Source organism: Dehalococcoidia bacterium (assembly GCA_022449765.1).
Classification (GTDB): Bacteria; Chloroflexota; Dehalococcoidia; order Lucifugimonadales; family Australimonadaceae; genus UBA2963.
The window spans coordinates 13,799-25,838 of sequence record JAKUPZ010000010.1 but is presented as its reverse complement, the minus strand read 5'-3'; the positions used below and the strand labels follow the sequence as shown (position 1 = coordinate 25,838).

The following is a 12,040-nucleotide window of genomic DNA, read 5'->3' as shown; positions in this document are numbered from 1 at the left end:
CTATACTCCCAATCGGCGGGAGGACAATACAAACAGTTTTGGAGGTGTTGTCTTGGCTACGCTACGTAAAGGAGATCTTGCCACAAGAGTTGCAGAAAAACTTGGAGGCACAAGATCGATGGGAGACGGAGCAGTAAATGCTGTCCTTGATAGCTTGCGAGAAGCGCTCGCATCAGGCGATAGAGTCGTATTAACTGGATTTGGATCATTTGAATCCCGTCAGGTTAAGGAGCGTCAAGTTCGAGTACTAAGAGGTAGAGAGGCTGGGGAGAAGATTACTATACCTGCACATAAGCGTGTAGGGTTCAAACCGGGCTCAGATCTTGCATCTGCCGTACGTGGGAATAAGTAAACCCACAAGAGGTAGAAACGGTTATTGGAGGTGTTGTCTTGGCTACGCTACGTAAAGGAGATCTTGCCGCAAGAGTTGCAGAAAAACTTGGAGGCCCAAGATCTTGGGGAGACGGAGCATTAAATGCTGTCCTTGACAGCGTGCGAGAAGCGCTCGCATCCGGTGATAGAGTCGTATTAACTGGATTTGGAGCATTCGAATCCCGTCAGGTTAAGGAGCGTCAAGTTCGGGCAATAAAAGGTAGGCAAGCTGGGCAGAGGGTTACGGTTCCTGCACATAAGCGTGTTGGGTTCACCCCAGGCTCAGATCTTGCATCTGCCGTACGCGGGAAGAAGTAATTCATCCTTAATTTCACAACGGGAGAGTTTGTACCTCCCGTTGTGAGTCATCCGATGCTTTTTTTAGTTTCCCATAATTAATACTATAGAACTATGAATGTACATCGTTTCATCGCACTTGTGGATCTTGATGCGTTCTATGCATCTGTCGAAGTATTAGAGGACGATAATTTAAGGGGTAAACCGTTACTGATAGGAGGTAGCCCTGACAAAAGAGGCGTAGTGGCAACTGCATCATATGAAGCTAGGGCTCGTGGGTGCAAATCTGCAATGCCTGTTTCCCAAGCGCTTAGGCTATGCCCTGAAGCCATACTTATAACCCCTCGATTTAGTCTTTATAAAAAATACTCAGACAGAGTAATGGCAATACTGAAAACGGAATCTGAAGCCTTTCAACAAGTTTCAATAGACGAGGCATATATTGACTTAACAAGCAAAGGTCTTACTGAAGAAGAGGCTATTAATTTCACTCACAGGCTGAAGGCGAGAATTCACGTTGACATTGGACTTCCCTGCTCAGTAGGAATGGCAAGTAATAAAATTGTCGCCAAAGTAGCATGCGAGCAGGCAAAACCCAATGGCTTCAAGGCAGTGCGAGTTGGCCAAGAGGCAACATTCCTTAAAGATTTAGACATATCTGCCCTTCCTGGAATAGGCCCTCAATCAACAAAACGTTTGAATTCATATGGTTTCTACAAAATTGGAGACATTGCAAGGTCCAAGCCGGAAATGATCGCGCAAATATTAGGCTCTACAGCAAGATCATTGTATAAAAACGCCATGGGGGAGGATGATTCAATAGTTAGTGGCATAAAGCATATTAAATCCATTAGCTCAGAAAGAACTTTCCCCACTGATATAACGTTCAAAGATGGAACTCCGATATTTTCAGTTTTGAGCAAACTGACCAGCCAGGTATGGGACAGCAGTGCTAAGAAAAAGCTTAATGCAAGAACTATATCCATCAAATTACGGTATTCTGATTTCCGAACAATTACACGAAGTAAAACTCTTGGGTATGCGATCCCAGACAAGGAAACAGTTGAAATAATTGCTAGCGATTTAATTAATCAAACGTTAAATCAATTTGATACTCTACGTCTAATGGGTTTGACATTAAGTAATTTTTATACTTCTTCCGAACCATCGCAGCTGCCTTTTAAACAATTATTAGATTAATTCAAGGAAAATTATGCTGGCTATAAGTGAAAACGAGATAGAAACCCTATTACCAATTGATGATTGTATCGACTCAATGGAAAAAGCCTTTATGGATTGGGGGCATAGCCATGCAACAAATATGCCCAGATACCGCCTTCCCTTGACGAGCGGAGCCCTTCAAGTATTAGCAGGTTCGTCTGGGACTGAAGAGGTTGCAGGAATAAAAACTTATGTGACTGGTAGCAATCAAGGAACCCAAATGGTTGTGTTGCTGTACTCGACGGCCACGGGGAAACCCATTGCCATTTTAAATTCAACCGCATTAGGTCAAATCAGAACAGGTGCAGCAAGCGGTCTCGCTACAAAATACTTAACCACAAACAACAGCAAAACCGTAGCAGTAATTGGAAGTGGGTTTCAGGCAGAGACTCAATTATCTGCAATGCAATCAGTCCGCAATATAGATAAAGCCTTTGTTTACAGCCGTAACAAAGATAATCGGCAAAATTTTGCAAACAAAATGTCAAAAAAACTAAACATCGAAATTGAGCCAGTCAATCAGCCCGAACATGCGATAGCGAATTCAGACATTATTTGCACTATTACTAATTCTCGAGAACCTGTTTTTTCAGGTGAATCACTACTAGATGGAGTCCATATTAATGCGGCAGGAAGTAATCATTGGGCAAGGCGCGAGCTAGATAACCAAACGATCAGCAAATGTAAAATCGTTGTATGTGATGATGTCGATAACGCAAAATCTGAATGCGGTGAGCTAATCTGGGCTGCCGAAACACGGAAATTCAATTGGAACCAAGCGTACAATTTGAAAGATATTGTATCTAATCAGGTGGACGTTACTCGCTTTATAAATTCAACGAGCTTATTTGAGTCTCAAGGCTTAGGGATTGAGGATGTCTACGCAGGGATGTATGTCTATAGGAAAGCTATAGAAACAGGACTGGGTAAAGAAATTCATATTTAGGAGAGATTGTAAATGGCAGAGGAAAAGTATGAACCAACATTGATAGAACTTACACCCGATGGGCTATATATAAAGTGGCGAGACGGAGAGGAAAGCCTATTACCTCACCGCTATTTGCGCGGTAATTGCGGGTGTGCACAATGCGTAGATGAAGTCACACATGTTCGTAAATTTGGAATTGCTGACGTAGCTACAAACGTCCAAGTCGAAGAGTTTATGGAAATAGGGCGTTACGCAATAGGTATATTATTCAGTGATTTGCATGAAACAGGGATTTACCCCTACAAAATGCTTAGGGATTTGAATGTAAGCATTCCCAATTAGGTGCCATAGGCATCAAGGCTTTCGGTCATATTCTTTTCTTCAGTAATACCCATTTTGTTTTTAAGAGCAGCGATTGCTATATGTGCACCGTATACAGTTGTAAGCCTGCCATTCACTCGTACTCTCATTTTCCCTACATGGCCAGTCTTTGCCAAAAGCCAGAGTGACCAATTCAATGCTGATCTTTTCAATCGGGGAAAAGTTTTAATTAATTCATCTCCCTGATATTCAAATACCTCATCAGGCCTTCGCATTAATTCTTCATATATCATCGCCTGCAATGGAGGTAAACCTCCATCTGAAGGCAAGCTGTATTCGGAGATCTGAGAGATCTTCATAATTTCCTCTACCCTCTTATCTCTCTTCAGTGTAAGCAATGGAATTTAATCTGCGAAGCAATTTGAGATGTAAAAATAAGTGTTATTTACTTTTCAATGAACTAAGTTAGCTAAAATTTTTTAGTATTCTGCTAGAATCAAGTAATCTACAAATACGAGAAGCTAATGTCTAGTGAACCACCAAAACAACTTTCAATTGAAGAGGTTCTAAATGTTGCACGACTATGCCATTTAGAGTTCTCAGACGATGAGCTCAATCAGCTAGCCCAAGACATGGCATCTTTGATCAAAGAAGTAGATGTCTTGCGCGAAATCAATACCGACAATGTAACTCCGTCTGCGCATGCAGTTCCTACGGTCCATTCCGTTATGCGTGAAGATATTCCTCGCGAAAGCTTAAGCCAAGAAGATGTGCTAAAGAATGCTCCGATGAAGGATGGGTTCTTTTTCAGAGTTGCTCAAGTAATGGATAAATCTTCCTAATGCCTATATCCCCTAATGCATCCATCTTACAAATTCATAAGGCACTTCATTCCCGGGAGATATCTGCTCAAGAAATACTTGAAGCCCATATCCAGCGCATTTCCGCCTTGGATTCGAACCTAGGTTCCTATATAACTACAACGTTCGAACATGCATTGGAACAAGCTAAAGATGCTGATAAAGCGTTTGCAGACGGAAATTATTCGTACTTAACCGGTATTCCTATGCAGCTCAAAGACAATATTTCCACACGCGACATCTTGACGACCTGTGGATCAAAAATGCTTTCTAACTATTACCCCCCTTACAATGCAACAGTAGCAAACCACTTAGAAAATGCCGGATCAGTTTTGCTAGGTAAAGGTAATATGGACGAGTTCGCAATGGGATCATCCAATGAAACATCTGCCTTTAAACCAGTCAGAAATCCTTGGAACAACGTGAAGGTACCTGGGGGCTCCAGCGGTGGACCAGCAGCTGCCGTTTCTGCAGGACTAGCTTCCTATTCACTAGGCTCTGACACCGGTGGATCTATCAGGCAACCTGCCTCTTTTTGTGGCGTAGTCGGCCTAAAACCTACATACGGCCTTGTTTCTCGTTTTGGCCTCGTAGCTTTTGCCTCTTCATTGGATCAAATTGGCCCAATCACCAATACCGTGAAAGATTCAGCCATAGTCCTAAATACAATTGCCGGTTACGACCCCTTAGACTCAACTAGCATTAATAAAGCAGTTCCCGATTACACGTCCAAACTAGATGACAACATACAGAAATTAAAAGTCGGAGTTGTCAAAGAATTCTTCGATAGCAGCATAGACCCGCGCGTGTCTCATTCAGTCAGAAATGCTATCCAACAATTAGAAAGCCTTGGTGCATCAGTAACTGAAATTTCTTTACCGACTTCACTTTCAGCACTGGCCGTCTACTACATACTTGCCCCATCAGAGTGTTCTGCAAATTTGGCCAGATACGATGGCGTGAAATATGGTTTTTCTGAAACAAGCGTTGAGACTATTGACAAAGCTTTAGACTTGACCAGAAAAAACGGTTTTGGGGAAGAAGTCAAACGGCGCATAATGATGGGTACTTATGCACTATCTTCTGGTTACTACGATGCATATTACAAAAAGGCTCAGCAAGTAAGAACATTAATTCGTCAAGAATTTGAAAAAGCATTCGATAAAGTAGATATTTTAGCCTTACCTACAACGCCTAATACGGCATTTGATATTGGGGGGATTGCTGATCCCATTGCAATGCATGCTAATGATATCTGCACCATTCCTGCCAATATAGCAGGAATTCCTGGTATTTCCGTACCATGCGGACTGGTTGAAGAGCTTCCAGTGGGTCTTCAATTGCTCGGTCCTCCATTAAGTGAAGAAACTCTACTGCAATGTGCACACAATTATGAATCCTCTACTTCCTGGTTGGACAATAGACTGTAAAGTTCATAATAGTAGCGTTCCCCCATATTTCATATTTTGAGTATTCCTCAAAGTACATTAATTGGATATATCTCTCTTTTGAAAAACATATAAGGCTAACAACATACTCAATGCAGATACGCCCATTAGGATTAAAAATTCGAACCAGGGGAAAACTGCATCTCTAGCAATCCCCACTGGGTCAAAATAGTGAAATAACGAAAGCGGCCCTAAAGGCTCTGCGACTGACCAAATCAAAGAGAGGAAGTCGACAAAGTACATCACTATAGAAATACCTGCAGCCCAGGCAATCGTTAGTCCTCCATCTGAGCTATAGGCGGAAATTAGCAAAGTAATGCCCCCGAATGCAAGCATCAAACTCCACATATTTATTTGGGCAAAGACAAGTAGCATGTTATCTATTTCGCCCTTTGGCAAGCCATAAAGTTCTGCCCCAACAAAAGATCCAAGCCAGATAGAAAAGGCAATAATTGCGGTGCCTATTACAAGTACTCCTATTTTTGCTAAAACGTACTGCCATCTTTCTATTGGTGAAGCAAGGTACATAAGTATCGTACCTCGTTCAATTTCCCTCGAAATTGCACCACTAGCAAATGCAATCCCAAATGAAAACCCTGTAATGAGGTAAATCGGATGTCGATAATCACCGGCAATGTAGCTCGTGGGTGTAGTGCCAAAGCCTCCTTGAGCATGGAAGAGCGCCAAAATTGAATCTGGCATTAACTCAAAAAGCCGCTGGAATTCTGCAATTCCCCCAAAAGCCTCGATTGTATAAATTATCAATACACTTATTAAAAATAACCCAACGGAAACGGCAGTCAAACCAACCAACGATCTACGAAACGTATATAAAAAAACATTAATCATTAGGCTAATCAATGTCTCCATAGTATTCCAAAAATAATTCTTCCAAACTTAATCTCTCATAAACTATGTCATCGACCTCATGCCTACTCAAAGATCTAATCACGTTGTTAATGTCCCCACTTATCTTAATCACCATTCTTGTTCCATCCATATCGAGGATTTCCGCACCTTCTAATATAATTTCCGTATCAGGAATTTTTTTAAAATCGACGACCATAGTTCGGTATTTACCTAGTCTCAAGGATTCAACTGAACCTGTTTCGACAATTTCTCCTCCGCGAATAAGCGAAACTCTTTGGCAGACTTCCTGTATATCCGGTAAAACATGTGAAGAAAGGAAAATAGTTACTCCTTGGTTACTCAGTTCTTTTATGATCTCAAATAACGACTGCCGCACCAATGGGTCCAGAGCCTCAGTGGGCTCATCCATAATCAATAATTCGGGTCTGTGCTGCATTGCCTGTACAAGTCCGAGTTTTTTTGCCATCCCAGAAGAATAACCTCTCACTTTCCTAGCTAAAGCATCCTGTGAAAGCTCTAATCGATCCAGAAGTTCTTGCTGCCAGGGGCTCGCGTCTTTTTGTCCGTGCAAATTGGACATATATTTTAGGAACTCACGCCCGCTAATTCCGTTATCAAAAGCAACGCGATCTGGTAAAAATCCAATTCTTCCTTTCAATTCTGCTGATTGTGCCCAAGGGTCTAGACCTAGCAGGCGAACAGACCCTGCGTCCGGTCGTATAAACCCGGTAGCGATTCTGATAGTGGTTGTTTTTCCAGCACCATTGGGCCCTAAAAACCCAAAAACCTCACCTTCGTTAATTATCAAATTCACTTCTTCTAATGCACGGACATGTCCAAATTTTTTCGCAACATTAATAATCTCAATTGCCATGAGTTGATGATCCTTCAGGAAGTAATACACCATTCCTTAACAGTAATTTAGTGGAATCTCCCAAGTATTTTCCGCCCAGTAAATGGCTATCTGCCGACGTAATAATTACCTGCGTATACGTGGAAATTTCATCCATAACCAAAGATCTGCGGGTCACATCAAGTTCAGAAAAAACGTCATCCAGCAAGATAATTGGAGGATCGCCGCGCATTGTGGATAATAATCTAGATTCCGCAAGGCGAAGTGAAAGAGCAATTAATCTGGCCTGTCCCCTTGATACATGCTTACTAGCGTCAATTCCTTTAACAATTAATCTCATGTCATCCCTGTGCGGCCCTACAAGAGTACTGCCTCTTTGAATTTCATAAGATCTCGAAAGGGTCAAGTTCTTAATCATCGCACTTTCTATCTCTTGCTGATTATCCGTATCAACCGTAGAGGAATATTTAATTTCAATATTGCTTTCGCCCGAAAGCTGGTTGAAAAGTGTATTAGCGCTGCGATTGAGCTGATCCATCGCTTCCACTCGTTGCCTCAAAATAATTGCGCCTTCTGATGACAAACTGTAGTCCCAAAAATCTAACTCGCTCTCTAGTGCAGCCTTATCCTTAATTCTTTTAAGTAATGCGTTACGCTGCAGAAGAATCCTCTGGTATTTTGAAAGAGACCGAACATAATTACGCGAAATTTGGGCAAGGAGAATATCCAAGTACTTTCTTCGCCCAGCAGGGCTCCCAAAAACTAGCTCCATATCTTCTGGGCTAAAAAGCACTGCATTTAATGTTCCTATTAGATCGGTAATTCTTCGAGGAATCCCATCAATCCTGATCTGTTTAGAAATTTTACTGCCATCATATGGTTTCAACCCTATACGAATATTGCTAAAGCCTTCTTTTCGCTCTATGTCAGCAGCTATAATTAAATAGGCATCTGTAAAATCAGCATGCCAATAAATTAAATCTTTTTCTACAGAGGCACGATAAGACTTACCTATAGCTAAAAAATATATTGCCTCCAACAAGTTACTTTTACCCTGGCCGTTCTCACCTGTAATTGTGGTTAATCCAGGATTAAGCTCTAGGTCTAAATTACTATACGATCGAAAATTTGCTAATGATAATTGTCGTAACAGCATGACTCCATACTATCAAAGTACTTCTACTGGGAGAGCTATTCATGCGACCAAGTCAATATGGAAAAGTACTACTCTTCTAGCAATTTTATTACTAGTGATTTACGCGAGCATTACGATAAGTTGCATGTCTAGAGAGGCTACTCCCACGCCGACCCCAGAACCACTAGTGATAACAGCCTCTACAAATTGGAGTGATGTAATAAAACAAATCCCTGACATGGAGAAAAATTGCCTCAGAAGTAATTTAAGTAGCGAAATATACGAAACGTTACTTGGTGAAAATTTAAGCAATACTGAAACATACTCTACAGTACTGCAAACTGGTTGTTTGAATACTGACACGGCAAGTTCCCTAGTAATACAGTCTTTAGATTCTCAAGCCGGAGGCCTTTCAAATGAGACTAAACAATGCCTAGCTGGAATTTTTTCTAGAATCCCATCTGACGACCTAATCCTCCTGACCATAGAGCAAACTAATTTAGAAGATTCCAACATATCTGCAGCCCTAAGTAATGCTCTTGGTTTACTTCTATGCCTCAGTGACTCAGATGCAAAAAAACTCACAACTAGAGGCCTATTGGGAGCAGGCATCAAAGAAGAGATTTCCTTTGCTGAACTTAGATGTACGCTAGAATATGTCGAAATTTCTGAATTCACTGATTTTTTGAATTCAGATCGCGAAATAACAACAATCTCAGATGAACTAGAAAGCGCGTTCGGAAAATGTGGGATCAATATTGCAAAAACGTGATAGTCTAGAACCCCGAAATGAAGATGGAATTCAATATACCTATTCCCTATTTTGAATAGTCTGGAGAATGATAATGGAACGAGGAAGACAGGAAGCTAACGAACCTTATCGGAGAATATCCGTTCAAGAAGCTTTAGAAATGCAGCAGGAAGGTGCAATCATTGTAGATGTACGAAGGCCCGATGAATGGGTCTCTGGCCACGCATCAGGGGCAGTTCACTTACCTGTTGATGACGTATTGACTGAGGCTGAATCAAAACTGCCAAAAGATAAAAAATTACTGTTTATTTGTGCCGCTGGAGTTCGAAGCGGATTAGCTGCTGAAATGGCGGCTGCTCTTGGGTTCGAATCTAGTAATCTTTATAACGTCGAGCAAGGAACCCCAGTCTGGATCGAAACAAAACTACCTACGGATTACGGGGAATAGAAACGGAGAAATTTTGCAACCTGAAGGAAAATTAGGAGATATAAAAGATTCTAGCCTTGCAGATGAAGGCGTAAGGCTAATTGAATGGGCAGCACGTGAAATGCCTGTAACCAAGCTCATCCAAGAGCGATTTAAAAAGGAAGGTCCTTTAAAAGGGCTGACTTTAGTTGCATGCCTACATGTCACCACAGAAACGGCCAATTTGGCTTTAGCGCTAAAAGCTGGTGGCGCAGATGTAAGAATCTGCGCAAGCAATCCACTATCTACACAGGATGCTGTTGCATCAGCTCTTTCAATCGCTTATGACATTCCCACATTTGCAATCAAAGGTGAGGATGATAATACCTATTATTCTCACATCAATGCTGTATTAGATGGCAATCCGAACATGACTATGGATGATGGGGCTGATGTAGTGGCAACACTTCATACCACAAGGCAGGAAAAGCTTGTAAATGTAATTGGTGGAACAGAAGAAACCACTACAGGAGTAATCCGACTTCGAAGCATGGCTCAGGCAGGCAAATTGAAATATCCCATCATTGCAGTCAATGAAGCTGATACTAAGCATATGTTTGATAATCGATACGGTACTGGGCAAAGTACCTTGGACGGAATAACACGTGCGACGAACGTGTTATTTGCAGGAAAGAATTTAGTCGTAGCTGGATACGGTTGGTGTGGACGTGGCGTCGCGATGCGCGCTCGCGGAATGGGAGCACAGGTAATTGTTACAGAGGTAAACCCTGTCCGCGCCTTAGAGGCAAGCATGGATGGTCACACCGTTATGAAAATGGAAGATGCTGCTCGTGTTGGTGATATTTTTGTCACGGTAACAGGGGGTAAATATGCTCTCGATGCTCATCATTTCCAAGTAATGAAGGATCAGGCAGTCATTGCTAATAGTGGTCATTTCAATATTGAAATCAATATAGACGCACTTGAAGATGCTGCGGCAGAGAAGAAGTCTGTTCGACCCATGGTAGATCAATACATAATGTCTGACGGGCGACGTATCAACTTACTGGCAGAAGGACGCCTAGTTAATCTTGCGGCTGCAGAAGGACATCCTTCTGCAGTTATGGATATGAGCTTTGCTAACCAAGCCCTAAGTGCAGAGTATATGGCACAAAATGCGCATTCTCTCAAACCTGATGTATACGATGTGCCTTTGCCACTTGATCAGGCAGTTGCATCATTAAAACTAGAGGCAATGGGGCTCCATATGGACCAACTTTCTGAAGAACAAGCAGCCTATCTCTCCGGCTGGGAGACAGGCACATAAAACCTATTTGTTGATTGGAGTTAGTTATGGCTGGAAAAGGAACTACGTTTGAAAGTTCACCCTCTTATCTTTATTCTTCTGAGTCTGTGACAGAAGGACACCCTGATAAATTGTGTGACCAGGTTTCAGATTCAATACTTGATGCTATTTTCGCCCAGGATCCGCACGCTAGGGTAGCTTGCGAGACTGCCACAAGTACCAATTTAGTTGTTGTCATTGGTGAGATAACAACAACTGCAAAAGTCGACTATGAAAATATCGTCAGGGAAACCGTTAAGCGTATTGGATATGACGACCCTGAAATAGGTATTGATTATAAAACCTGTGAAGTAATCATCCGTATACATGAGCAATCTCCAGATATATCAGATGGCGTCACAACTGCTCTAGAACACCGGGAAACTAATCGTCCTGTCACTGATGCAACTGATTCCTTAGGTGCAGGAGATCAAGGAATGATGGTAGGTTTTGCATGTAATGAAACAGAGGAATTGATGCCCCTTACAATTTCGTTATCTCATCAGCTGACAAAAAGGCTCTCGATTGCACGAAAAGAAGGCATTGTTCCTTATTTGAAACCTGATGGGAAGGCTCAAGTTACGGTGGAATACTCTCATGGTAAACCTAAACGAGTTCACACCATTATTGTTAGTACTCAGCATGCTTCAAACGCTTCAAATACTCAAATTGAAGAAGACATCAAAAAGCATGTTATCGAAGCCGTAGTACCTTCGTCGCTAATTGATAAAGATACACGTATATTAATTAATCCATCTGGTCGTTTTGTAGTAGGTGGTCCGCATGGTGATGCAGGATTAACAGGCAGAAAAATTCTCGTTGATACTTACGGAGCGGTTGCTCGCCATGGTGGGGGAGCCTTTTCTGGGAAAGATCCTACAAAAGTAGATCGATCGGCAGCATATGCTGCCCGTTGGGTAGCTAAAAATGTAGTTGCAGCCGGGCTAGCTGACCGGTGTGAAGTACAAGTGTCGTATGCAATTGGAGTAGCTGCCCCAATTAATGTCTCTGTCGAAACATTTGGTACAGGAAGAATTGACGATCCCCAAATTAGTGAATTAGTAAATAAGCACTTTGACCTTAGACCAGGAGCGATCATCCGAGACCTTGATTTAAGAAAGCCTATCTACAGTCAAACTGCAGCATATGGTCATTTTGGAAGAATGGATGTAGAACTTCCTTGGGAAAGAACAGATAGAGCAGATGCACTTAGAAGTGACGCCAATATCTAAA

Annotated in this window: 15 protein-coding genes; 11 read left to right on the top strand and 4 right to left on the bottom strand. The window is 41.9% G+C overall.

Going from position 1 to position 12,040, the window contains the following annotated elements:
- The first annotated feature begins 52 nt into the window (after positions 1-52).
- The 5 genes from MK127_05775 (at position 53) to MK127_05755 (ending at position 3,160) form a co-directional block, all read left to right on the top strand.
- Positions 53-352: an HU family DNA-binding protein gene (locus MK127_05775; GenBank protein ID MCH2532299.1), complete on the top strand. Its 300-nt coding sequence runs from the start codon at positions 53-55 to the stop codon at positions 350-352.
- A 38-nt stretch (positions 353-390) separates the two neighbouring features.
- Positions 391-690 (top strand): HU family DNA-binding protein, encoded by a 300-nt coding sequence (locus MK127_05770; GenBank protein ID MCH2532298.1) that lies wholly within the window; start codon positions 391-393, stop codon positions 688-690.
- Between the two features lie 93 nt (positions 691-783).
- Positions 784-1,869, top strand: a complete 1,086-nt coding sequence (gene dinB, locus MK127_05765; GenBank protein ID MCH2532297.1) for a DNA polymerase IV — start codon at positions 784-786, stop codon at positions 1,867-1,869.
- Positions 1,870-1,882: 13 nt separating this feature from the next.
- Complete coding sequence (locus tag MK127_05760; GenBank protein ID MCH2532296.1) at positions 1,883-2,836, top strand: ornithine cyclodeaminase family protein; 954 nt, start codon at positions 1,883-1,885, stop codon at positions 2,834-2,836.
- A gap of 12 nt (positions 2,837-2,848) precedes the next feature.
- Positions 2,849-3,160, top strand: coding sequence for a DUF971 domain-containing protein (locus MK127_05755; protein ID MCH2532295.1), 312 nt, complete (start codon positions 2,849-2,851; stop codon positions 3,158-3,160).
- Here MK127_05755 and MK127_05750 read toward each other — a convergent pair.
- Positions 3,157-3,498 (bottom strand): hypothetical protein, encoded by a 342-nt coding sequence (locus MK127_05750; protein ID MCH2532294.1) that lies wholly within the window; start codon positions 3,496-3,498, stop codon positions 3,157-3,159. The genes MK127_05755 and MK127_05750 overlap by 4 nt on opposite strands.
- A gap of 165 nt (positions 3,499-3,663) precedes the next feature.
- On the opposite strand from MK127_05750, the gene gatC reads away from it, so the two are divergent.
- A complete protein-coding gene (gatC, locus tag MK127_05745; protein MCH2532293.1) occupies positions 3,664-3,981 on the top strand; it encodes an Asp-tRNA(Asn)/Glu-tRNA(Gln) amidotransferase subunit GatC in 318 nt (105 codons plus the stop codon).
- Positions 3,981-5,429, top strand: a complete 1,449-nt coding sequence (gene gatA / locus MK127_05740) for an Asp-tRNA(Asn)/Glu-tRNA(Gln) amidotransferase subunit GatA (GenBank protein MCH2532292.1) — start codon at positions 3,981-3,983, stop codon at positions 5,427-5,429. The genes gatC and gatA overlap by 1 nt, the downstream gene beginning before the upstream one ends.
- Positions 5,430-5,486: 57 nt before the next feature.
- Here gatA and MK127_05735 read toward each other — a convergent pair whose 3' ends face one another.
- The 3 genes from MK127_05735 to recF are packed head-to-tail and all read right to left on the bottom strand — an operon-like array spanning position 5,487 to position 8,326.
- On the bottom strand, positions 5,487-6,317 hold the full coding sequence (locus MK127_05735; protein ID MCH2532291.1) for an ABC transporter permease: 831 nt from the start codon (positions 6,315-6,317) through the stop codon (positions 5,487-5,489).
- The gene (locus MK127_05730) at positions 6,301-7,191 is read right to left on the bottom strand and encodes an ABC transporter ATP-binding protein (GenBank protein MCH2532290.1); all 891 of its coding nucleotides are present in this window, start codon (positions 7,189-7,191) and stop codon (positions 6,301-6,303) included. Before MK127_05730 ends, MK127_05735 begins: the two co-directional genes overlap by 17 nt.
- Positions 7,181-8,326 carry a DNA replication/repair protein RecF gene (gene recF / locus MK127_05725; protein ID MCH2532289.1) on the bottom strand — a complete coding sequence of 382 codons (1,146 nt, stop codon included), beginning with the start codon at positions 8,324-8,326 and terminating at the stop codon, positions 7,181-7,183. Before recF ends, MK127_05730 begins: the two co-directional genes overlap by 11 nt.
- Here recF and MK127_05720 point away from each other — a divergent pair.
- From MK127_05720 to metK, 4 genes are all read left to right on the top strand, one after another.
- On the top strand, positions 8,325-9,077 hold the full coding sequence (locus MK127_05720) for a hypothetical protein (GenBank protein ID MCH2532288.1): 753 nt from the start codon (positions 8,325-8,327) through the stop codon (positions 9,075-9,077). The two genes, recF and MK127_05720, sit on opposite strands and share 2 nt — an antisense overlap.
- Positions 9,078-9,150: 73 nt before the next feature.
- Positions 9,151-9,504 carry a rhodanese-like domain-containing protein gene (locus tag MK127_05715; GenBank protein MCH2532287.1) on the top strand — a complete coding sequence of 118 codons (354 nt, stop codon included), beginning with the start codon at positions 9,151-9,153 and terminating at the stop codon, positions 9,502-9,504.
- Positions 9,505-9,517: 13 nt separating this feature from the next.
- Positions 9,518-10,789: an adenosylhomocysteinase gene (gene ahcY, locus MK127_05710; GenBank protein ID MCH2532286.1), complete on the top strand. Its 1,272-nt coding sequence runs from the start codon at positions 9,518-9,520 to the stop codon at positions 10,787-10,789.
- Positions 10,790-10,815: 26 nt separating this feature from the next.
- A complete protein-coding gene (gene metK / locus MK127_05705) occupies positions 10,816-12,039 on the top strand; it encodes a methionine adenosyltransferase (protein MCH2532285.1) in 1,224 nt (407 codons plus the stop codon).
- The last annotated feature ends 1 nt before the right edge of the window (position 12,040 follow it).

Excerpts from the sequence above, each read along its gene's own strand:
- MK127_05730 (MCH2532290.1), bottom strand. The coding sequence starts at position 7,191 with ATGGCAATTGAGATTATTAATGTTGCGAAAAAATTTGGACATGTCCGT.
- MK127_05750 (MCH2532294.1), bottom strand. The coding sequence starts at position 3,498 with ATGAAGATCTCTCAGATCTCCGAATACAGCTTGCCTTCAGATGGAGGT.
- MK127_05755 (MCH2532295.1), top strand. The coding sequence starts at position 2,849 with ATGGCAGAGGAAAAGTATGAACCAACATTGATAGAACTTACACCCGAT.
- dinB (MCH2532297.1), top strand. The coding sequence starts at position 784 with ATGAATGTACATCGTTTCATCGCACTTGTGGATCTTGATGCGTTCTAT.
- gatC (MCH2532293.1), top strand. The coding sequence starts at position 3,664 with ATGTCTAGTGAACCACCAAAACAACTTTCAATTGAAGAGGTTCTAAAT.
- MK127_05715 (MCH2532287.1), top strand. The coding sequence starts at position 9,151 with ATGGAACGAGGAAGACAGGAAGCTAACGAACCTTATCGGAGAATATCC.
- metK (MCH2532285.1), top strand. The coding sequence starts at position 10,816 with ATGGCTGGAAAAGGAACTACGTTTGAAAGTTCACCCTCTTATCTTTAT.
- MK127_05760 (MCH2532296.1), top strand. The coding sequence starts at position 1,883 with ATGCTGGCTATAAGTGAAAACGAGATAGAAACCCTATTACCAATTGAT.
- gatA (MCH2532292.1), top strand. The coding sequence starts at position 3,981 with ATGCCTATATCCCCTAATGCATCCATCTTACAAATTCATAAGGCACTT.
- MK127_05735 (MCH2532291.1), bottom strand. The coding sequence starts at position 6,317 with ATGGAGACATTGATTAGCCTAATGATTAATGTTTTTTTATATACGTTT.
- MK127_05720 (MCH2532288.1), top strand. The coding sequence starts at position 8,325 with ATGACTCCATACTATCAAAGTACTTCTACTGGGAGAGCTATTCATGCG.
- recF (MCH2532289.1), bottom strand. The coding sequence starts at position 8,326 with ATGCTGTTACGACAATTATCATTAGCAAATTTTCGATCGTATAGTAAT.